This window comes from Winogradskyella sp. (assembly GCF_013042245.1).
Lineage (GTDB): Bacteria > Bacteroidota > Bacteroidia > Flavobacteriales > Flavobacteriaceae > Winogradskyella.
Genome location: NZ_JABDQL010000084.1, coordinates 1 through 21,560, shown reverse-complemented (window position 1 = coordinate 21,560; position 21,560 = coordinate 1). Strand labels below are relative to the sequence as shown.

20 protein-coding genes are annotated in these 21,560 nt (G+C 33.3%); 13 read left to right on the top strand and 7 right to left on the bottom strand.

Annotated features, from left to right (window positions below; genetic code table 11):
* The first annotated feature begins 8 nt into the window (after positions 1-8).
* The 12 genes from HKP48_RS07215 to HKP48_RS07160 all read left to right on the top strand — a co-directional run bounded on the left by HKP48_RS07215 (position 9) and on the right by HKP48_RS07160 (position 9,496).
* Positions 9-851, top strand: coding sequence for a universal stress protein (locus HKP48_RS07215; protein WP_296344316.1), 843 nt, complete (start codon positions 9-11; stop codon positions 849-851).
* A gap of 11 nt (positions 852-862) precedes the next feature.
* Positions 863-1,702: a universal stress protein gene (locus HKP48_RS07210; RefSeq protein ID WP_296344314.1), complete on the top strand. Its 840-nt coding sequence runs from the start codon at positions 863-865 to the stop codon at positions 1,700-1,702.
* Between the two features lie 135 nt (positions 1,703-1,837).
* The gene (locus tag HKP48_RS07205; protein WP_296344312.1) at positions 1,838-2,689 is read left to right on the top strand and encodes a universal stress protein; all 852 of its coding nucleotides are present in this window, start codon (positions 1,838-1,840) and stop codon (positions 2,687-2,689) included.
* 12 nt (positions 2,690-2,701) lie between these two features.
* Entirely contained in the window at positions 2,702-3,094 is a 393-nt protein-coding gene (locus HKP48_RS07200; RefSeq protein WP_296344310.1) for a hypothetical protein, read from the top strand.
* 24 nt (positions 3,095-3,118) lie between these two features.
* Positions 3,119-3,958 carry an ATP cone domain-containing protein gene (locus tag HKP48_RS07195; protein ID WP_296344308.1) on the top strand — a complete coding sequence of 280 codons (840 nt, stop codon included), beginning with the start codon at positions 3,119-3,121 and terminating at the stop codon, positions 3,956-3,958.
* Between the two features lie 13 nt (positions 3,959-3,971).
* The gene (locus HKP48_RS07190) at positions 3,972-5,345 is read left to right on the top strand and encodes an MBL fold metallo-hydrolase (RefSeq protein ID WP_296344306.1); all 1,374 of its coding nucleotides are present in this window, start codon (positions 3,972-3,974) and stop codon (positions 5,343-5,345) included.
* Positions 5,346-5,432: 87 nt separating this feature from the next.
* A complete protein-coding gene (locus HKP48_RS07185; RefSeq protein ID WP_296344303.1) occupies positions 5,433-5,885 on the top strand; it encodes an Hsp20/alpha crystallin family protein in 453 nt (150 codons plus the stop codon).
* A 97-nt stretch (positions 5,886-5,982) separates the two neighbouring features.
* Positions 5,983-6,426: a hypothetical protein gene (locus HKP48_RS07180; RefSeq protein ID WP_296344301.1), complete on the top strand. Its 444-nt coding sequence runs from the start codon at positions 5,983-5,985 to the stop codon at positions 6,424-6,426.
* Between the two features lie 6 nt (positions 6,427-6,432).
* A complete protein-coding gene (locus tag HKP48_RS07175; protein ID WP_296344299.1) occupies positions 6,433-7,092 on the top strand; it encodes a hypothetical protein in 660 nt (219 codons plus the stop codon).
* Positions 7,093-7,182: 90 nt separating this feature from the next.
* Positions 7,183-7,812: an NAD(P)H-dependent oxidoreductase gene (locus tag HKP48_RS07170; RefSeq protein WP_296344297.1), complete on the top strand. Its 630-nt coding sequence runs from the start codon at positions 7,183-7,185 to the stop codon at positions 7,810-7,812.
* 51 nt (positions 7,813-7,863) lie between these two features.
* Positions 7,864-8,292, top strand: coding sequence for a hypothetical protein (locus tag HKP48_RS07165; RefSeq protein WP_296344295.1), 429 nt, complete (start codon positions 7,864-7,866; stop codon positions 8,290-8,292).
* 1 nt (position 8,293) lies between these two features.
* Complete coding sequence (locus tag HKP48_RS07160) at positions 8,294-9,496, top strand: DegT/DnrJ/EryC1/StrS family aminotransferase (RefSeq protein ID WP_296344293.1); 1,203 nt, start codon at positions 8,294-8,296, stop codon at positions 9,494-9,496.
* A gap of 419 nt (positions 9,497-9,915) precedes the next feature.
* On the opposite strand, the gene ribB is transcribed toward HKP48_RS07160, so the two are convergent.
* The 7 genes from ribB to pheT form a co-directional block, all read right to left on the bottom strand.
* Complete coding sequence (gene ribB / locus HKP48_RS07155; protein ID WP_296344290.1) at positions 9,916-11,064, bottom strand: 3,4-dihydroxy-2-butanone-4-phosphate synthase; 1,149 nt, start codon at positions 11,062-11,064, stop codon at positions 9,916-9,918.
* Positions 11,065-11,094: 30 nt separating this feature from the next.
* On the bottom strand, positions 11,095-13,080 hold the full coding sequence (locus tag HKP48_RS07150; RefSeq protein ID WP_296344289.1) for an LptF/LptG family permease: 1,986 nt from the start codon (positions 13,078-13,080) through the stop codon (positions 11,095-11,097).
* Positions 13,081-13,083: 3 nt separating this feature from the next.
* On the bottom strand, positions 13,084-13,719 hold the full coding sequence (locus HKP48_RS07145) for an outer membrane lipoprotein carrier protein LolA (protein ID WP_296344288.1): 636 nt from the start codon (positions 13,717-13,719) through the stop codon (positions 13,084-13,086).
* 26 nt (positions 13,720-13,745) lie between these two features.
* A complete protein-coding gene (locus HKP48_RS07140; RefSeq protein ID WP_296344286.1) occupies positions 13,746-16,166 on the bottom strand; it encodes a DNA translocase FtsK in 2,421 nt (806 codons plus the stop codon).
* 127 nt (positions 16,167-16,293) lie between these two features.
* The gene (locus HKP48_RS07135) at positions 16,294-16,671 is read right to left on the bottom strand and encodes a diacylglycerol kinase family protein (protein WP_296344283.1); all 378 of its coding nucleotides are present in this window, start codon (positions 16,669-16,671) and stop codon (positions 16,294-16,296) included.
* A 3-nt stretch (positions 16,672-16,674) separates the two neighbouring features.
* Entirely contained in the window at positions 16,675-17,175 is a 501-nt protein-coding gene (tpx, locus tag HKP48_RS07130; protein ID WP_296344281.1) for a thiol peroxidase, read from the bottom strand.
* A gap of 404 nt (positions 17,176-17,579) precedes the next feature.
* Positions 17,580-20,006 (bottom strand): phenylalanine--tRNA ligase subunit beta, encoded by a 2,427-nt coding sequence (gene pheT / locus HKP48_RS07125; RefSeq protein WP_296344279.1) that lies wholly within the window; start codon positions 20,004-20,006, stop codon positions 17,580-17,582.
* Between the two features lie 71 nt (positions 20,007-20,077).
* Between pheT and HKP48_RS07120 the strand changes: the two genes are divergently transcribed.
* On the top strand, positions 20,078-21,427 hold the full coding sequence (locus tag HKP48_RS07120; RefSeq protein WP_363928603.1) for a TlpA disulfide reductase family protein: 1,350 nt from the start codon (positions 20,078-20,080) through the stop codon (positions 21,425-21,427).
* Positions 21,428-21,560: the final 133 nt, after the last annotated feature.

The window sequence follows — 21,560 nt, the reverse complement described above, 5'->3', positions numbered from 1 at the left end:
TCAATAATATGAAAACTATATTACTCCCTACCGATTTTTCAGACAACGCATGGAATGCTATTGTTTACGCTTTAAAATTATTTAAAGATGAGATGTGCACATTTCATATTCTACATACGTATACGCCAATTGTTTATCAAGTAGAATATGTGCCTATTGGACCTGCACAATATGGTTTACTAGATGCCATTAAAGAAACGAGCGAAACAAAGATGAATACTTTGATGGAGAGGATAAAAGAACAGTTTAATAACCCCAAGCACAGTTTTGAGACTAAGAATGTATTTAACACGCTTATTTCTGAGATTAAAGATTTTACCGAAAAAAACAAAATAGATTATGTGGTAATGGGCACAAAAGGAGCCACAGGCGCTAAGGAAATTTTGTTTGGCTCTAATACCGTACATGTATTTAAAAGTCTAAAATGCCCTGTGCTTGCAATACCAGAGCATTTTGATTTTGAATACCCTACAGAAGTTCTATTCCCTTCAGATTATGAAGTGCATTTTAAAGATAGGCATCTCAAGCCTATTTTAAATATTGTTAATGCTTTTAAAAGTAGATTAAATATTTTGCATGTGTCCTATGGCTATGAGCTTTCAGATATTCAGCATGAAAATAAAAGTATTCTAATGGATTATTTCAAAAAAGTGAAACCACTATTTCATGATGTTGCAAATGAAAAAGTAAGCGATGCTATAGATAAATTTCAAATGAAAACTAAAATTAATTTGTTAGTAATGATTAATAATAAACATTCTTTTTTTGAAAACTTATTTTTCAAATCAACACTAAAACAAATAGGTTTTCATCTCCATGTTCCACTTTTAGTAATTCCATCACAACAGTAAATATTTAAGCCATGAAACGTCGAATCCTTTTACCTACTGATTTCTCCGATAACTCTTGGAGTGCAATTGTATATGTACTTAAGCTTTTTAAAGATGAAGAATGTATGTTTTATCTATTACATTCTACAGCGATGAAGGTATCTACAATGTCAAATTTTTCAAATCGCTTATTAAAGGCAATGAAAGTTAACGCTCTTAAAGAGCTTAATGAAATAAAAGAACAAATGGAAGCGGCAGATGCTAATGCTAATCACGAGTTTAAAAATGTTCTGAGTACTCTAGATTTATATGATGCCATTGAGTTTGAAGTAAAACAAAGCAAAATTGACTTAGTGGTTATGGGTACAAAAGGCGCCACAGGTGCTAAGGAAATCTTTTTTGGAAGCAACACGGTTAGAGTTATTAAAAAAATAAAGAATTGTCCAATTCTTATTGTGCCAGATGAGCATGATTATGTGACACCAAAACAGATAACATTTCCTACAGATTTTAAAAGACGTAATAGCCAAGAAAATTTAGAAGTTTTAAAAGCCATAGCAGAAGTACATGACTCAAAAATTAGGGTTTTACATATTAATGAAGAAGAAGAGTTAAGTCCTGAGCAAGAGCGTAATTATAACTATTTAAAAGACCAATTAGCAAACTTTAAACTTAGTTTTCATTGGCTACCAGATTACAGTACAAAAGCCTTTGAAATTAATGAATTCATTAGAGATTTAGGTATTAATATTTTAGTCATGGTTTACTATAAGCGTAGTCTCATAGAAAAAATCATGAACGAGCCAGTTATTAAAAAAATAGGGTTTCATCCTATAATACCATTTTTGGTAATACCATCGCAAGAAGATTAAAACCTTTAATAATCTAGAATGAAGTAAAACAATAAAAATAGACACATGAAACATCCACGACTCAAAATATAATCACTTGTTAGAATGATTATTGTGGATATTCTATTTGACCTCATATAATAATAAAATAGACAAATGAAACGGAAGATATTACTACCGACAGATTTCTCAAAAAATTCATGGCATGCTATTAACTATGCTTTGGAACTTTATAGATCCGATGACTGTGACTTTTTTCTTTTAAATGTATTTTCAGCCACGGGAAACGTTATAAAAAGCTTGATGAATATGGAACCTGGAAGCGGTCTTTACGAACAGGCCAAAGAAAAGTCGGAAGCTGGGTTGAATAAGATGTTAGACATGCTCATCATAAAAATTGAGACGCAGACTAATCATCATTTTACAACAATTTCGACATTTAACAACGCTGTCGAAGCTATAAATAATATAGTAGACGAAAAGGATATAGATATCATAGTTATGGGTACAAAGGGCGAAACAGCTTCCCGAACCACAATTTATGGTAGTACGGCTGTAAATGTGATGGAGAAAGTACGCCATTGTCCTGTCATTGTTGTGCCAGAAAGAGCGAGTCTCGTTATGCCTAAAGAAATTGTTTTTCCTACTGATTATAAAATTCCTTTTAAGCGAAGAGAGCTAAATCACCTTATAGACATTGCTATAAAAACTCATGCAACCATACAGGTTTTATATATTGATGAAGGTCAATTGGGTGAGAGTCAATTAAAAAATAAAGCATTATTAGAAGAGGATTTTAGTGATATAAATTACAATTTTAGAGAGCTTAGTAATATCTCTGTAACAGCAGGAATAACTTGTTTTGTTGAAAGTAGAGAAAGTGATATGATAGCTTTTATAAACAAAAAACACCTCTTTTTCGGAAGTATTCTAAATCAAGCTTTGGTCAAAGAAATTGGTAATGGTGCTAAGGTACCGATATTGGTAATGCACGATCTTAAAAACTAAAAAACAATAATCATGATAAATAAAGGTATTTGGATAGATAAGGAAAAGGCCCATATAATAAGCCTATTAGAAGATAGAGTAGATTTACAGACCATAGCAGCGGAAGCAGATGAAGATAAATTCCAAAAGGAGGAACGCCAAGGTGCTTTAGAAATTTTAAAAGATAGAAAAGTATTAGAGCGCCAAAAGTTAAAAACAAAGTATTTTTTTAAGGCAATCACTTCGAAATTAAAGGATACTAAAAATCTAATTATCATCGGGCCTTCTCAAATGGGACAACAGTTTGCAAAGGTTTTGAGGGAAGACTACAAACAATTAGGAGAAAAAATTCAAGATGTTATTAAGTTAGATAAAATGACAGACAACCAATTAAAGGCATATGTAAAAGATTTTTATTCCAAGTAAATCTAATCTTCGATATCCTAAATCATGGAGGAAAACAATATCAATATCATTAAATCTAGTGGTAAAAAAGTCAAATTTTCTTTAAATAAACTTCGCAGTTCATTAAAGCGAATAGGTGCAGATAAAGAAACTATAGATGCAATTATAGATAAAGTTGGGGAGGAGCTTTATCAGGGTATTTCTACTAAAGAAATTTATAATAGAGCGTATGCTATTCTTAAAAAAAAGAAGAGTTACATGGCGTCAAAATATAAATTAAAAAAAGCCATATACGAGCTTGGACCAACTGGTTTTCCGTTCGAAAGATTTATAAAAGCATTGTTAGAATATTCTGGCTACGAAGCTGAAGTAGGCGAGGTGTTACATGGAAAGTGTGTTTCTCATGAAATTGATGTTGTGGCACATAAAGGTAATGAAACCACAGTAATTGAATGTAAGTTTCATGGTGAGCAAGGTCTTAAATGTAATGTTAAGGTGCCGCTCTATATAAATTCAAGATTTCAGGATGTAAAAACACATTGGAATGGTTCATTTAAAAACGGTACAAAACTCAACCAAGGTTGGGTAGTCACTAATACTCGTTTCACGGAAGATGCTTTAGAATATGGGCGTTGCTCCGGTTTGTATTTGCTGAGTTGGGATTATCCTGAAGGCGAAAGTTTAAGAGATCGCATTGATACATTAGGTTTATACCCTATAACTGTATCTACTTTACTCACTAATCGAGAAAAACAATTTTTATTAAGTCGCGATGTGGTGTTATGCCGTCAACTCATTGGTGATGTTTTTTATCTAGACCACCTTGGAGTTTCTGAAGAGCGAAAAGAAAAAATTCTAAATGAGATAAAGATGCTTTGTAGCTAGTTAATAAAAACAGATGGAACCAACAATAAAAATAAATTTTTTAGGAGGTGCCGGGACAGTAACTGGTTCTAAATTTTTGATTGAAACATCTGAATGTCATATTCTTGTAGACTGTGGTATGTTTCAAGGGTTAAAAGAGTTGCGGGAGTTAAACTGGGTAGATTTGCCCGTCGATGTATCTCGTATACATGCTGTTGTATTAACTCATGGGCATTTAGACCATGTGGGTTATTTACCAAGATTATTAAAACAAGGTTTTAAAGGCAAGATATATGGTACAGCGCCAACGTTAGCAATTGCACAAATCATATTACTGGATAGTGCAAAAATTCATGAAGAAGAGGCCAAAAAGGCTAATAAAGAAAAATACACAAAACATAATCCTGCGTTACCGTTTTACACTATAATTGAGGCCGAAACAGTAATAACGCATTTCGAAGTTGTGCAACCCGACAAATGGCTACCTTTATCAGAGCATGTTTTAGTAAGATTTCAATACAACGGACATATTATAGGTTCAACTTTTATTGAAATTGATATTAACGGAAAACGTCTTGTTTTTTCTGGCGACGTGGGCCGAAATAATGATTATTTATTAGATAATCCTAAAAAGCCAAAATGGGCAGATTATTTGTTTATAGAAAGCACTTATGGCAATAAAAATCATCCTGAACAGGATGTAGAGACTGTGCTTACTGAACTCATTAAGCAAACTATTCATAAAAAAGGTAATTTAATTATACCAAGTTTTGCAGTAGAGAGGCTTCAAACCTTAATGTATGTACTCTGGAAACTATACAAGGCACATAAAATCGCTAATATTCCAATTTTTATAGATAGTCCAATGGGAAATAATGTCTTAGATGTATTCAAGAGATTTCCAAACTGGCACAAATTATCGTCTTCTGAGTATCATGCCATGTGCCAACACGTCAATATTGTAAGTTCATACAGGGAAACTTGGGAAACAATAGATAATCATAGACCTAAAGTAGTTATAGCCGGTAGTGGGATGGTAACTGGTGGGCGAGTTTTAACCTATCTGCAGCAGCTCATAGATCAGGCATCAACCACGGTTTTGTTAGTGGGTTATCAGGCAGAAGGTACTCGAGGTCGGCAACTATTAGATGGAGCTCACGAGATAAAGCTATTCGGAAAGTATTATCCAATAAAAGCAAAAATACATCATATCGAAAGCTTATCGGCTCATGCAGACCAAAAAGAACTTTTAGAATGGTTAGAGAACATAAAAAATGTTCCAGAACAAGTTTATTTAATTCATGGGGAAGCTTCAGCTCTCAATGCTTTTAGAGTAAAATTAGAGACAACAAAAAAATGGCATGTAAAAGTGCCAAAACTTTCTGATAAGGAGACGTTAATCATTTAGCTATAAACTGATTAATATCATTTCAAAAAATATGATGAGTTAGTAAATTTCGGATATAAATGAAGTTTAATTTCAAAATTTACCATTATGTCACTTATTAAATTTAACAATCGAAACCGATTATTTCCTTGGAATAATAATCAACTAAAAGACTTTTTTAGTTCAGATGATTTCTTATTAAACGATAGCTTTTTTGAAGAAGATTCTTTAATGCCAGCTATGAATATCAAAGAATTGGACGAGACTTTTGAAGTTGAATTTGCTGCGCCAGGTTTTAAAAAATCTGATTTTGAAGTCACTTTAGAAGACCACTTGCTAAGCGTATCAGCAACAAAAGAAACAGAAAAAGAAGAAGAAGCGGAAGATTATATGCGCAAAGAATTTAGTTATAACACTTTCAAGCGTTCTATAACATTACCTGAAACTCTTGATAATATGGCAGATATCAAAGCTGTTTATAAAGATGGTATTCTTAAGCTTAATATTCTTAAAAAAGAACTAAAAAAAGAAACACCTAAAAAAGTTATTGAGGTTCTTTAATTCACTTTTAACGAAAGTTAGAAATAGTCAAATACTTTCAATTTAACAGAGTGTGTTTTTGGGTGTTTCGCACTCTGTTTTCTAAAAAATTTGAACAATGAAAACTATACACACAAAAGCAAAACATACTGAATGGTTAAGTGCAGACGATATGCATGAAGATTCAAAATCATGGCTATCTGAATTAACATTTTATAAAGAAGAGCAAATATTTTTTGAAGATTTAATTAAATCTTACACGCTTCAATTAATAGATAAAAAGCACTTTGAAGAAAGTAAAACTATCGTAGATAAGCTTTCAGAAATTGTCAAGCAAACTGATGTACTACTTAACACTGTTACATCTCATGAAAAGGAACTATCTATCATGGTAGACGGTATTGATGAGTTGGATGCGGAAACTTTATATAGAAAAGAACACAATAATTTAATAGAGGTTATAGCGGAATTTAAAAAGCGATATCAATTTATTAAGGTTAAACTTTTTGATTTGGTTAAGTTGGTCATTAAAGAAAATAAGCAAAAGCTATTTTTAAAATAATTATTCATGAGACAAGCCATATTTTTAGTTACAGTACTTCTTTTATTAGGATGTTCTGATACCCAATTGGTAGATTATTGGAAAAGCCCAGATATTGATGCTTACAGTCCTGGAAAAGTTTTGGTTATAGGATTAACATCAGATCAAGTAGCGCGCCAAGAATTTGAAAACCAGTTAAAAAAGGAATTAGAGTTAAGAGGAGCTGAAGTAGAAAGAAGCTTGGACTTTTCAGATTTTGAACTAACTACTGATCAAATAACAGAAAAACAGATAAATAGTCTCGAAGATAAACTATTAAATGAAGGTTTTGATACTATTTTGTTGACAAGAGTAGTTGGTGTAGAAGATAAAGTAGTCTATCGACGTGAATATAAAGATTATGACGAAGCATACAGAAGTTTCAGGGATGATTACTTACGACATCAACGCGTGCTATATAATCCAGAATACCGTTCAGAGTATACTGTTTATCATGTCGAAACGGTAATGTATTGTATTTGTCCTACAAAAGATAGAGCACTCATCTGGAAAGGTTACGTAGACATTATAGACCCAAAACTAAAAGAGGCTAAAAAGACAATAAAACGTTATGTCAATTTGGTAATTGTCGCTATGGAAGAGCTTAGTTTAGTAAATCCACAATTAGAGCCTCTAAACCAGCAGTAGTAGCGATAGCAAAAGTCATTACAACACCATAAATACAAGAGTAATAAACTAGAAATCATTCTAGTATTCCGTATTTTTGCAAAAAAAATTATGAACGTTATTGAACAGCTCAAATGGCGCTATGCGACCAAAAAGTTTGATACTACCAAAACATTATCCTCAAAACAATTAACAACTCTAAAAGAAGCCTTTAACCTGACAGCGTTATCCTACGGGCTACAGACTCTAAAACTCGTTGTTATTGAAAATAAAGAAACTCGAGAAGCTTTAGTAGAGCATTCTTATGGGCAACGTCAAGTTGTAGATTCCTCACACTTACTGATTTTATGCATTCAAAGTGATATAGATGAGGAAGATGTGAATTCTTATTTTAAGAATATTATAGCAATTAGAAATACGCCTGAGGCTGTTTTAGAGCCTTTCAAAAATCAATTAAAGTCTACCATTGAAGCCATGCCTGAAACCAAAAAAGAAGATTGGGCAATACGTCAAGCTTACATTGCGTTGGGCAATTTAATGACGGTTTGCGCGTTAGAAAAAATTGATAGTTGCCCGATGGAAGGTTTCAATCCTGATGCTTTCGATACTGCTCTTAATTTAAAGGAAATAGGACTCCAATCTGTATTACTTTTACCTGTAGGATACCGAGCAGAAGATGATATGTTTTCAACTTTAAAAAAAGTAAGAAAATCCATCGAAAATACAGTTATAGATTTATAGTTTTAAGCATAGCAAATCAAAATTTTATATTTGTTAGATTAAATAGTTAATATGAAAAATTTCTTAGCCTTAATCATTATATGCTTGGTTTCATCATCAAGTTTTTCGCAAAATATAGAGTGGGAAAAAGATTATCCTACCGCTCTAAAAAAGGCTCAAGAGCGCAAAAAAGTACTCATAATTTATTTTAATGACAGAACTAATGCTTCAATGGAGCGCTTAATAAAAAAAGAGATTTTTAAGTCTAAAGCGTTTAAGGATATTTCCAAAAATAGTACTGGTTTATTAATAGAATCACCAGATAATACAGAGAAGTATAAATTTAATAGTAGAGTGACTTCTGGTCATAATCCTGACAAAATATTCCCATCAATAAAGGTCATCAACTATAAAACCAATACACGCTTACCATTACTAAAAGAATTTAAACCTTCTGATATTGAAGGATTTTTAACCCAACTCAAAAAATTACAGAAATAATATGCCAGGATTTGAATTATTTGGAAACGCAGAACGTGAAAGTGTAAATGACGTTTTGGACAATGGTGTTTTAATGCGTTATGGTTTTGATGGTATGCGAAAAGGTCATTGGAAAGCTAAGGAGTTAGAAACAGAACTCCAAAATAGTTTTGGTGTAAATCATGTACAGCTAGTTTCAAGTGGTACGGCCGCTGTATCTGTTGCATTAGCCTCTGCTGGCGTAGGAGCTGGAGATGAGGTAATTATGCCAACCTTTACATTTGTAGCTAGCTTTGAAGCGATTATGATGTTAGGCGCTATACCAGTATTAGTAGATATTGATAGTACTTTAACTTTAGACCCAAAAGCTGTTGAAGATGCTATTACACCAAAAACAAAGGCCGTAATGGTTGTTCAGATGTGTGGTAGTATGGGACATATGGATGCATTAAAGTCTATCTGTACTAAAAATGATTTGGTATTTGTTGAAGATGCTTGTCAGGCTATTGGCGGAAGCTACAAGGGCAAATCTTTGGGAAGCATTGCCGATGTGGGTTGTTTTTCTTTCGATTTTGTAAAAACTATTACTTGTGGTGAAGGTGGTGCAGTCATTACTAACAATAAGGAATATTACTTAAATGCGGACCACTATAGTGATCACGGTCATGACCATGTGGGTAGCGATAGAGGTGCTGAAACACATCCGCTTTTAGGTTATAATTTTAGACTTTCAGAATTACATGCTGCGGTAGGTTTGGCTCAGGTAAAACGCTTACCTGAATTTTTAGAGATACAGAAAAAAAACTTTGACATTATGAGGGAAAAACTTTCAGAAATTCCTGAAATAAAATTCAGAACTGTACCAGAAGGTGGCGTAGAAAGTTGTGCCTTTTTAAATTTCTTTTTACCAGATTTAGAAATTGCCCGAAAGGTTTCAAAAGCCTTTACGGAAAATGGAGTAGATGCCTGTTTCCATTATTACGACAATAACTGGCATTATATTAGAAAATGGAATCATCTAAAGGAGTTAAAATCCTTATTCCCAATATCCAAAGAAGTTAAGGAAGGACTTTCCTATTTACAGGGAAAAGAATTCCCTCAATCTGATAGTTATATAGCAAGAAATATATCTTGTTTAATTAAATTATCATGGACGGAAGAAGAAGTAAGAAATAGAGCCGATGTTATGAGGGATATCATAATCAATGCTTTAGAGCAAAAATAATGACGCCCTTATTGGTTTTAACGAAGTGATTTCGCTTTTCGTAATTCTTTACCATCTAGTGTTAGTAATCGTGGTGGTCAATTTAATAATAATGGTACAGATGCAGGTCAAGGCTTCTAGATATATTTGGCGCAATCCATAATCATTAATAACGATGATAAGCAGTTTACACTTCAGTTTTATGCATTCGACCCATTGCAGCATAATTGGACTACCTAATAAATTTGGTACAAATTTATTGGGTAGTCCAGTTTCAAGTTTACGAAATATTGATACATTAAAACTATACAATTTTTTTGGACAACTAGTTAATGATAGTCGTGCAACAAAAATTATAGATAATTCTAAATTAGAAAAAGGGATTTATATTTAAAAATACATTCGGGGAATTCTGTAGCTCAAAGAAAATTTATTATAGATTAATAATTAACATAATCAGTAATCTCAAGACCATACCCAATCATACCTACACGTTTAGTCTGTTCTCTATTAGAAATTAATTTTATCTTACTAATATTTAAGTCGTGAAGTATTTGTGCACCAATACCAAAGTCTTTACTATCCATAGCTATTCCTGGCGCCTTGACAATTTTACCATCTTTCTGGTTTTCTTTTAAGATAGAAAGTCTACTTAAAATATTGGTAGATTGGTTTTGTTGGTTTATGAAAATAATAGCACCTTTCCCAGTTTGGTTAATGACATTAAACATATCATCTAGCTTTTGGTCAGCGTTATTAGTTAATGTACCCAAAATATCATTATTGACAAGGGTAGAGTTGATTCGTGTTAACACTTCATCACCAGAATTCCAGCTACCTTTTGTAAGTGCAATATGTATTTGGTTATTAGTCGTTTGTTCATAAGCTCTAAGCCTAAAACTTCCAAATCGAGTTTCAATATCAAAATCTTCTTTCTTTTCAATTAAAGAATCGTGTTCCATACGGTACGCTACTAAATCTTCAATAGAAACAATCTTTAAATGAAACTTTTTTGCCACTTTAACAAGCTGAGGCAGACGAGCCATGGTACCATCTTCATTCATAATCTCGACAATGCATCCAGCTGGTTCAAATCCTGCTAAACGTGCAAAATCTATAGCTGCTTCAGTATGTCCTGTTCGTCTTAAAACACCACCTTCTTTTGCGACTAACGGGAAAATATGACCTGGACGTGCTAATTCAAATGATTTTGTGTCTTTATTGACTAAAGCACTAACTGTTTTTGCGCGATCACTCGCAGAAATACCCGTAGTAACGCCATTTCCTCTTAAATCTACAGAAACTGTAAAAGCAGTTTCCATAGGGTCGGTGTTATTGCGTACCATCATTTGTAAATCAAGTTCTTTACAGCGTTGCTCAGTTAATGGTGTGCAAATGAGACCGCGACCGTGTGTTGCCATAAAGTTTATCATCTCTGGAGTTACAGCTTCTGCAGCAGCCAAAAAATCACCTTCATTCTCTCTATTTTCGTCATCAACGACAATAATTACCTTTCCTTGGCGAATGTCTTCAATGGCTTCTTCAATAGTATTTAAGCTAATTTTTGTACTCACAGTATCTGTAATCATGGTGGTCAGTTTGTTTTTGCAAAGATAAACTTATTTTATTTGCTCTAAACAACTTAAATGGAAGTCTTCTTTAATCCTTGTCTTTAATATAAAGTGCTTCAGCGGATAGAATGGAAGCGATAGAAGAAAAACTATAGGATTTATCTTTTTCTTAGGTTGCGCTATCGATTTGTAGAATTTTGAATAATAAATTGTTGAAATAACGAAGTAAAGTAGATAAATCCCAAAAGATATGATACTTAATGTTTTTGAAATTTCCGCAAGTTCTGATAGCTTATTATTTTTAAAAACAAAATGAAGTATTAATAATATAGCACCTATACTGAAGGTAACCAAACTTGTATTTGAATAGTCTTTATAATCTTTTAGCTGTACTTTACCAGCCTTAATATTATTAGGAATGTTTAGGCCTTTATCTTCTAAGTTTGATAAGGAAACCTTTCTATCAAACAAATGTTGTAATGCAATTTGCTTTGGTTTTTTATAAATATCAAATTCATCTTGTTCTCTAATAACAGCGACTAACTCATCAACAGAATGCTTATTGTAATAGCTGTATGATTGAACATTTTTAATTGCGTTGATACCTTCGCTAGATTTCGTAGTGAATAACTTTTTAAAAGGAACGGTTATAAAATCTAGATTGATAAGGCCTCTATCATTAGTTGCTCTGTGTGTTAAGTAAATACTCAATGGCAACATTATAAGTGTTGATAACCAAGTGCCAAAAGCAGGGTCAATAGAATCTGTTTTCGCATTATTTTTAATGAATATACCTATAAAATGATAGGTTAAGAATAGTAAAATAGCTATAACCATAGGTAGACCGATACCACCTTTTCTAATAAGAGCTCCTAATGGTGCTCCAACAAAAAATAGAATAACACAAGCAAACCCGAGCGCATATTTTTCATGGAGTGCAATAATATGACGATTCCTATTAGAGGTTTTATTTTTAAATGTTGTTTCTTTAGTCTGTAAAATTTGAGAGGTACTGCTTGCTGTATTAAAAGCTAATCCTAAAATCTGAATTTTTGTTTTTGTATTAAAAACATCTAAAATTTCAGTACCATAAATACTATCATTATTTGTTTTATAAGCTGTTTTTAGTGAATGATACGTACTTCTGTTATACAAACTAGAAGACAGATTTTCGTATTCTGTTTTGCGCTCGGTGTATAGAGTGTCTAATTTGCTATTTAGCTGGTCTACACTTAGCATAGTATAACGATCATCGCTACTTTTTTCATCCATGTCGACATTGCCTATGTTTCCTAAATCAATGTTTATGGTATAGGTTTTAAATTGACTTTGAGCATGGGGTTTCCTTTTGTTGAATTTCCGGATATCACGAGTTACCAATTCATCATAAAAGTTGCCATTAGAAAGTTCAAGCTTTAAGATGTTAGAATCTTCGTCACTTTTAAGTTCTCCCTTTTCAGCAATTATCGTGGTGTAATTACCGCGCTTAAAGGATTTTTTTTTGTGAATTAATACACCATCCAGAAATTGACCGCGTTCTCCACTTTTATTTTCAACGCGAATATTGATGTTTCCTATTTCAATAAATTGACCTTCTGCTATGGCAAGAGTAGGCTTAACTTTAGCGATGTTTCGTCTTAAATTATAGAAATTGTATTCGCCCCAGGGAATAACGTTATTTGCAAAAAAGAAACAGGCTATACCAAGAGTTACAATAAAAACCGATAAACTTCTCATAGCACGCTGAAGTGAAATACCTGTTGATTTCATGGCAGCAAACTCATAGTTCTCAGCAAAATTCCCAAAAACCATGATAGAGGCTAAAAGTACTGTTAACGGTACAACTAAGGGAATTAACTTTGGAGAATAGTAAAATATAAACTTTAGAGTAGTAACAATGTCCAAGTCCTTACCCGCAAGCTCTGTGATATAAAGCCAAAGCCCTTGTAAAACAAAAATGAACATAAATATGATAAATATGCTCACAAATGTATTTAGGAAGGTTTTAAGTATGTACCTGTCTAAAATTTTCAAAATTTAGTCTATTTTGTTGATGTAGTAATCTTCATATTTACTTTCATCAAAAGTAAAGAGCGATTCTGGAATGGCCTGATTTGTTTTAAAAGAATTGACTGTCAATGTTGTTTTTACACCATTTTTGCCAATTTCGATTAAATTATAAATATGTTTGGTAGTAGCATCAATTCCTAGAAGTACATTTTTAATTTCTGCGTTACTGTCTATGGGTATTAATTTTACATACTGAATTTTTCTACCTTTTACATTCTGAATAATATCCATTTTGTACGTATAGCCATCTTCATAAAAAGATAACATCTTACTTGGTGTAATAGTGCCTTCATCTTCTGTGTTTTCTGAAGAGATAGTAACCTCTTCATCCTCTGGGCTAATATTATAAAGTGTTTTTCCGTCGTAGATACGAGTAACACCCAAAACATTTAGAACGTACTTGTCATCTTGTATGGTAACGTCACCTTTAGTTTCTTGAGTAATATTTTCACTCACGTTATTAAGCTCGTATTTAAAGTCTACACTAATATTTTTGTATGACTTCACTTTTGTACTAACTTCATTTAAAAGTGCTTCCGCATTTTTTTGTGCAAACACACTTCCTGTAATTATCAATGCTAAAAGAATTCCTGATTTTTTCATTTCTCGTTTATAATAATTTAGTTCAATTATTGACTTTCGCTTTCTAATAATTGTTCAAGAGCCAATAAATCTGGTATAAGCACTTGTCTAGCTTTACTGCCTTCGAAACCACCAACAATTCCGGTAGCTTCTAGTTGATCTATAATACGCCCTGCTCTGTTATATCCTAATTTTAGTTTTCGCTGTAGGAGTGAGGCCGAACCTTGTTGCGCTGTAACAATGATTTCAGCGGCTTCTTTAAACAATTTATCTCTGTCTGCTATGTCTATATCAAGATTTGTGCCACCTTCTTCACCAACATATTCTGGAAGTAAATAGGCGTCTGGATATGCTTTTTGAGAGCCTATAAATTCGGTAATACGTTCTACTTCTGGTGTGTCTACAAAAGCACATTGTATACGTATTAAATCGTTGCCCTGCGTATAGAGCATATCTCCACGACCAATCAACTGGTCAGCACCCGAACCATCTAAAATGGTACGCGAATCTATTTTGGAGGTTACTCTAAATGCTATACGTGCTGGGAAGTTTGCTTTGATAATACCTGTAATCACATTAACAGAAGGACGCTGTGTTGCAATAATTAAATGTATACCAATGGCACGAGCCAATTGTGCTAATCGCGCAATAGGTGTTTCTACCTCTTTACCAGCAGTCATTATCAAATCTGCAAACTCATCAACTACTAAAACAATATATGGCAAAAACTGATGCCCATCGTTAGGATTGAGTTTACGTTCTTTAAATTTCTTATTGTATTCGGCAATGTTTCTACAAAATGCATTTTTTAGCGATTCGTAGCGGTTATCCATTTCTATACAAAGTGAATTTAGGGTATTAATAACCTTAGTATTGTCAGTTATTATAGCATCTTCACTATCTGGGAGCTTTGCTAGGTAATGACGTTCAATTTTATTGAAGAGTGTTAGCTCTACTTTTTTAGGATCAACTAAAACAAATTTTACTTCCGCAGGATGTTTCTTATACAACAAAGAGGTAAGTACTGCATTAAGGCCAACCGATTTACCTTGTCCGGTTGCACCAGCCATTAATAAGTGTGGCATTTTTGCTAAATCTACGACTAAAGTTTCATTACTAATTGTTTTACCTAAAGCGATAGGTAATTGCATTTTAGAGTTCTGAAATTTCTGCGATGCAATAGCAGAATGCATTGATACAATCGTTGCTTTTTTATTTGGAACTTCGATACCAATAGTACCTTTTCCAGGAATTGGAGCAATAATACGAATACCTAATGCAGCCAATGAAAGTGCAATATCATCCTCAAGGTTTTTAATTTTTGAGATCCGGATTCCTGCTTCAGGGACAATCTCGTAAAGTGTCACCGTAGGCCCAATCGTTGCAGAAATACTGGTAATACCAATTTTGTAGTTGAGTAAGGTTTCTACAATTCGATTTTTGTTTTCTTCAAGCTCATCTTGGTCGATAGAAATTCCTTCGTTATCATATTTTTTTAATAAATCTAAAGATGGAAATTGAAAATTGCTCAGCTCTAATGTAGGGTCAAATTGTCCAAAGTCTTCAACCAATTTATCTGCAAGATTGTCTTTTTCAGATTTTTCTTCAGCAGCAACTTCAACTTTCATTTCTACTTCTGGTTCAGGTTCTGGTTTTTTAACTTCAATCGTCATTTCCTCTTTAGGTTCAGCCTTAGTTTTTGTGGCTTTTTCTTTACCTAATTTTGAATGATTAGAAATCGTAGGTTCTAAGTTTTTAAGAGGAACTTCAAAAGCAGATTTAATAGCTTCTGCTTCTTCAGAAAGACTATTGTCTATAGGCACAATAGTGTCTTCGTCATTCTGTTCGGATGAATTAAAATCTGCCTTGATACCTTTTTTTGCACGTTTAAAAGAATTGACAAATGTTTCTCCAGTCATTTTAAATCGGATAGCTAAATAAACGATGAGTCCAAAAGCGAGTAGGAGTGCTGTACCAACTTTCCCGATGTAATCCTGAAAAAAATGATTCATCTCATAACCAATTACGCCACCGAGAATATCGTATTTATGTGTAAAGAATCCTAAAAAAATAGATAGCCATATGACTATTAATGTCCCCCAAATCCAATGCTTTCGCAGTTTTGAAAGTTTCAAATTTAATGTTACATAAACACCTGAAAGAAATAGTAACCCACAGAATATAAACGATGGCAAACCAAAACCTTTGGTTATAAACCATTCACTCAATTGGGCACCAAACTGGCTGGCCCAATTTTTGGCTTCTACTTGCCTAGAAGGAAATTCGGATAAAATACTTTGGTCTTCTTTTCCTGTAAATAAAAAGGATACAAAAGAAATAAAAAGTAACACACCTAGAATGATGAATAAACTACCTAAAATCAGTTTTTGCTGATTAGAGAGCTTAAATGATATAGGTTTGCTCTTCGATTTTACCGCAGTTTTTTTCTTAGTTGTTCGTTTTGCCATTTATTAAATCCAGTAAAGGACTAAAGCGAGTTTAGCATTGATTTAGTTGTTAAATCAAAAATACAAATAAGTAACGTTTATCCTAATGGTTTTGGTATTTATGCTAAGGTGTTATTAACAATGTTTATTATCCAAATATTTTAGGAAGGTAAATTATCCCAGCAACGATAATTGCTGCTATTGAAGCTATAAAAACAGCACCAGCACCAATATCTTTGATTAATCCTATTTTTGGATGATGTTCTGGATGAATAAAATCTGCCATATATTCAATGGCAGTATTAGCGCCTTCTATACTCATCACCATAGCAATCATAACGAGTTGAATGAGCCATTCTGTTGTTGAAATATTAAAATAAATTCCTGCTACAGTAACTATTGAAGCTATAATTAGCTGAAGCTTAATACTGTTTTCGGTTTTTATTAAAACCATCAAACCCTTAAAAGCGTAACCTACACTTTTAAGACGATTAGTTCCAAATGGCTCTTTGTTTCTGTTTGGCATAAATTAGTTTAATGCGTTCAGTACAGCTTCGTAATTTGGCTCTTCCCCAGTTTCAGAAACTTGTTCTGTATGCAAAACACTACCGTCAGTATCTAAAACTACGACTGCGCGAGATAATAAGGTTTCAAAAGCAGTATCTTTAAAGGTAACCCCATAAGAATTTCCAAACTTTCCAGTCTTGTAATCAGAGAGACTAACAACATTATCTAAACCTTCAGCTCCACAAAAACGTGCCATTGCAAATGGTAAATCTTTAGATATACAAAGTACCTTAGTATTTTCTAGACGACTTGCTTTTTCGTTAAATGTTCTGATAGATTGAGCGCAAACACCTGTGTCTACACTTGGGAAAATATTTAAAACTAAGCGAGAACCATCAAAATCTGATAAGGATTGGTCTGCTAAATCTGTATTTGTCAATTTAAAATCTGGAGCTTTTGTTCCAGTTTCAGGAAGATTACCTACTGTTGTTGCTGGGTTTCCGCCTAATGTAATATTTGCCATAGCTTTATTTTTAAGTTTTGTTAAAAGTAAAAAATATAGAAATGCTAAATGTGAAGAAAATGATAAATAATCACAGCTTAAAAAGTACCCACAAAACCAATCTGATTTAGAGCAAATCGTAGATTCCAAGAAATTGTTTTTTTCTTAGTAGGATAATCGTAGGCTTTATCTTCAAATAAAAATTTGTCTATACCATTGACGACGATGATACTCAATACCGTACTAAAAGCAATATCTGTAAACCAATGTGCATTATATATAAGCCTCGATATTGGCGGAATAGCACATTTGCCAAATAGTTTGTGGTTTTAGACTATCTTCTTGAATAACTAGTTGTTGGCTATTGGACGCAAATAAACCAAATAAGACTAATAGAAATAAAAAGATAGGTTTCAATCTCATAATTATCTAAGCTCTGCTCCAAGTTTAGTTTCAAAATTATACTGAAGCTTACTCATTATTTTATCAATTTGCTTATCGTTGAGTGTTTTATGTTCATCTAAAAGCGTAAAACTTACTGCATAACTCTTTTTACCTTCTGGTAAATTTTTGCCTTCGTAAACATCAAAAAGATTTATGTTTTTAAGTAATTGCTTTTCGGTTTGCTTGGCTATAGTATGGATATCATCAAAAGTAACCGTATTATCAATTAATAAGGCAAAATCACGACGTACTTCAGGATATTTAGGTATTGGCTTGAATTTTATAGCGTTGTGTTTTGCCATTTCTAGCACGTTATCCCAATTAAAATCTGCGAACAATACATTTTGAGAAATACCAAAATGCTTTAAAATTGGTTTTTTAACCAATCCAAAATCTACCATTTTTTTCTTTCCTAAAGATAAGGTAACACCTTCACTAAAAAGGTCAGTTTTAATAGGAGTAGACCTTAAATGGCTAAGCCCTAGACGTTGTAGAATAGCTTCAACAGTTCCCTTTAAATAAAAGAAATCGCTAGCTGTAACTTCTGAGTTCCAACGTTCTTCGGATTTATTTCCTGTAACAAAAAGCGACAGATGCTTAAATTCTTCTCGATTTTCAGAATACTGATGGTAGGTTTTTCCAAATTCAAATAGCTTTAAATCACTACGTTTTCTGTTTATATTGTGGGCTACAGCTTCTAATCCTGAGAATAAAAGTGACTGACGCATAACGCCCAAATCATTACTTAGCGGATTAAGCATTTCAACATTATTTTCACTATTTAACTGTTCGCTAAGCTCCGTATAATTTGGAGTGGTAAGCGAATTTGCCATAATCTCAAAGAAACCTTGTGAAGCCAATTGATTACCAATAATATTCTGAAGTTTATAATCTTCAAAACGTGTAGAATTAGAGATGGAAGCGTTCAACTTTTCAGTAGTGCCAACATTATTGTAACCGTAAACACGAAGGATTTCTTCAATAATATCGGCTTCGCGCTGTACATCATTTCTATACGCAGGTACTGTGAGCCCAAGACCGGTTTCGGTAACGTTATTTACTTTTATTTCAAGAGATGTTAAAATACTTTTTATAGTTTCTCTAGGAATTTCTTCACCGATAAGCTGCTCTGTTTTATCAAAACTTAAGCGCACTTCAAAGTCTTTAATTTTATTAGGGTAAGCATCCGAAATATCACTTGAGATTTCACCGCCAGCAATTTCTGTTATCATCAAAGCAGCACGTTTTAAGGCATATTCTGTAATATTTGGGTCAATGCCACGCTCAAAACGGAAAGACGCATCGGTATTTAATGCATGACGTTTTGCCGTTTTACGAATACTTACAGGATTAAAGTAAGCACTCTCTAGAAAGATGCTTGTTGTACTTTCTGTAACACCAGAATCTATACCACCAAAAACTCCGGCTATACAAAGGGGCTTTTCAGCATCACAAATCATTAAATCCTCTTGGTGAAGTTCACGTTCGACGTCATCAAGTGTAGTAAATTTAGTTCCTGATTTACAAGTCTTAACTTCAATTTTGTTTCCCGAAATTTTATTAGCATCAAAGGCGTGAAGTGGTTGTCCTAACTCATGTAATACATAATTGGTGATATCAACGACGTTATTAATTGGTGATAGACCAATAGATTTTAAGCGATGTTGTAGCCATTTAGGAGAACTTTCTACTTTTAATCCAGAAATAGTAACACCACAATAACGTGGTGCTTTTTCTTTGTCCTGCACATCGACATCAATTTTTAGTGAACGCGCATCAACATGAAAGGAACTTACAGAAGGTGTAATTAACTCTAACTGAATATTTTTTTGTAACAAGCCTGCTTTAAGGTCTCGAGCTACACCAAAATGACTCATCGCATCTGCACGGTTTGGTGTAAGACCTATTTCAAAAACCTCATCATTTTCAATTTCAAAAACCTCTGATACAGGTGTACCTACTTTTAGTTTATCATCTAAAACCATGATACCATCATGAGATTCGCCAAGTCCAAGCTCATCCTCTGCACATATCATTCCGTGGCTTTCTTCACCACGAATTTTTCCTTTTTTAATCTTCCAAGCTTCGCCTTCAGTGGTATATAATGTTGTTCCTATAGTGGCAACAGATACTTTTTGTCCAGCAGCAACATTGGGCGCACCACAAACAATCTGTACAGGAGCATCAGCGCCAATATTTACGGTTGTAAGTTTTAATCGGTCTGCATTTGGGTGTTGTTCGCAAGTCAACACTTCGCCAATAACAATACCTTTAAGTCCGCCTTTTACAGATTCGTAAGTATCGATACCTTCAATTTCTAAACCAAGATCAGTTAATAATTCGCCTGTTTTTTCAGCATCCCAATCTATCTTTATAAACTGCTTTAGCCAGTTGTAAGAAATCTTCATAATTCAAATTATTCAAGCCACAAAGATAATAATACTTGTACGCTAATGAAACATCCACTACTAAAATTTAATTGCAATTTATAGATGGTTATTTGGATGTTCAACGTAACTACTATAAGTCTTTAGATACACAATACGTTAAATTAGAATATGCTTTTTTATGTAAGGTATTTATTGTTATTTCGAACTCTATTAAAAAACAGTTTTCAATGCGATATTTATCACTCTTATTAATGGCGTTAAGTCTTTTGTCTTGTAAAAAAGAAGACACGTCAAAAACGCTTAAAAAAGGAACTTACAGAATGGTTTTAGAGGTTCAAGATACTCAAGAATTGCCATTTATTTTTGAAGTCACCTCGGATAGTACATTAACCATTTTTAATGCAGATGAGCGCATAGAAGTCAATGAGATACGTTATGTAAATGATTCTATATATATTAAAACACCAGTATTTCAAAGTTATTTTGCAGGTGTATTTGAGGGTAATAATATTAAGGGTGAATATATAAACAAAACACGTAACCGTATTGTCCCGTTTTTTGCTACTTATGATACTGATGTGCGTTTTTATCCAAGAACAGATTCAGCTTTTGATATTTCGGGTGTTTGGGAAGTGGTATTTAGTAAGGATACTAAAGGTGAATATATTGCCAAAGGGGTTTTTGAACAAGACGGACAGTATGCAACGGGTACGTTTAGAACCACAACTGGAGACTATAGGTACTTAGAAGGTGTTATGGATGGAAGTACGTTAAAGCTATCTACTTACGATGGTGCGCATGCCTTTTTGTTTAAAGCAGATGTAAGTAAAGACGAGATGAGTGGCCAGTTTTATTCTGGTAACCATTGGAAAGAACCTTTTGCAGCAAAACGAAATCCTGATTACACATTGCCAAAAATAGACGAGTTAACCTATTTAAATGAAGGCTATGAAGCTTTGGAGTTTTCTTTTCCTGACGAAAAAGGCAATATGGTATCCTTAAGTGATGAGCGTTTTAAAGATAAAGTAGTTTTGGTGCAAATTATGGGAACCTGGTGTCCCAATTGTTTGGACAGTAGTAAGTTTTATACTCAATTTCATGATGAGAATAAGGACAAAGGTTTTGAAGTTGTAGCGCTAACCGTAGAGTTTAAAAAAACACCAGAAGCTGCCTTTGAAAATATTAATCGTTTAAGAGCACGTGTTGGTATGACATATCCAATTCTTTTAGCACAATATGGTAGCGGAAGCAAATCTAAACTGCAAGAAAAGTTGCCAGCACTTAACCATGTGCTGTCTTACCCGACTTCGATTTTTATCGATAAAACAGGAAAAGTACGCAAAATCCATACAGGTTTTAACGGACCGGCTACTGGTAAAAAATATACTGAATTTAAAACGGAGTTTGAAGGTTTTATTGCTGAACTTTTAGCCGAGTAGATTTCTTTTATTGGTCTCAAAAACAGTTAAAACTATGCACTTTAGTGCATCCGCTTTAGCTTCTAAAAATACCTACCTTTGTTTTTATGTCACATCAAAGGGTAAATGGTCATACAGTTTCTAGATTAACTGT

What these genes read in the sequence shown, in the direction of transcription:
- HKP48_RS07215 (WP_296344316.1), top strand. Translation starts at nt 9, where the DNA reads ATGAAAACTATATTACTCCCTACCGATTTTTCAGACAACGCATGGAAT.
- HKP48_RS07210 (WP_296344314.1), top strand. Translation starts at nt 863, where the DNA reads ATGAAACGTCGAATCCTTTTACCTACTGATTTCTCCGATAACTCTTGG.
- HKP48_RS07205 (WP_296344312.1), top strand. Translation starts at nt 1,838, where the DNA reads ATGAAACGGAAGATATTACTACCGACAGATTTCTCAAAAAATTCATGG.
- HKP48_RS07200 (WP_296344310.1), top strand. Translation starts at nt 2,702, where the DNA reads ATGATAAATAAAGGTATTTGGATAGATAAGGAAAAGGCCCATATAATA.
- HKP48_RS07195 (WP_296344308.1), top strand. Translation starts at nt 3,119, where the DNA reads ATGGAGGAAAACAATATCAATATCATTAAATCTAGTGGTAAAAAAGTC.
- HKP48_RS07190 (WP_296344306.1), top strand. Translation starts at nt 3,972, where the DNA reads ATGGAACCAACAATAAAAATAAATTTTTTAGGAGGTGCCGGGACAGTA.
- HKP48_RS07185 (WP_296344303.1), top strand. Translation starts at nt 5,433, where the DNA reads ATGTCACTTATTAAATTTAACAATCGAAACCGATTATTTCCTTGGAAT.
- HKP48_RS07180 (WP_296344301.1), top strand. Translation starts at nt 5,983, where the DNA reads ATGAAAACTATACACACAAAAGCAAAACATACTGAATGGTTAAGTGCA.
- HKP48_RS07175 (WP_296344299.1), top strand. Translation starts at nt 6,433, where the DNA reads ATGAGACAAGCCATATTTTTAGTTACAGTACTTCTTTTATTAGGATGT.
- HKP48_RS07170 (WP_296344297.1), top strand. Translation starts at nt 7,183, where the DNA reads ATGAACGTTATTGAACAGCTCAAATGGCGCTATGCGACCAAAAAGTTT.
- HKP48_RS07165 (WP_296344295.1), top strand. Translation starts at nt 7,864, where the DNA reads ATGAAAAATTTCTTAGCCTTAATCATTATATGCTTGGTTTCATCATCA.
- HKP48_RS07160 (WP_296344293.1), top strand. Translation starts at nt 8,294, where the DNA reads ATGCCAGGATTTGAATTATTTGGAAACGCAGAACGTGAAAGTGTAAAT.
- ribB (WP_296344290.1), bottom strand. Translation starts at nt 11,064, where the DNA reads ATGATTACAGATACTGTGAGTACAAAAATTAGCTTAAATACTATTGAA.
- HKP48_RS07145 (WP_296344288.1), bottom strand. Translation starts at nt 13,719, where the DNA reads ATGAAAAAATCAGGAATTCTTTTAGCATTGATAATTACAGGAAGTGTG.
- HKP48_RS07140 (WP_296344286.1), bottom strand. Translation starts at nt 16,166, where the DNA reads ATGGCAAAACGAACAACTAAGAAAAAAACTGCGGTAAAATCGAAGAGC.
- HKP48_RS07135 (WP_296344283.1), bottom strand. Translation starts at nt 16,671, where the DNA reads ATGCCAAACAGAAACAAAGAGCCATTTGGAACTAATCGTCTTAAAAGT.
- tpx (WP_296344281.1), bottom strand. Translation starts at nt 17,175, where the DNA reads ATGGCAAATATTACATTAGGCGGAAACCCAGCAACAACAGTAGGTAAT.
- pheT (WP_296344279.1), bottom strand. Translation starts at nt 20,006, where the DNA reads ATGAAGATTTCTTACAACTGGCTAAAGCAGTTTATAAAGATAGATTGG.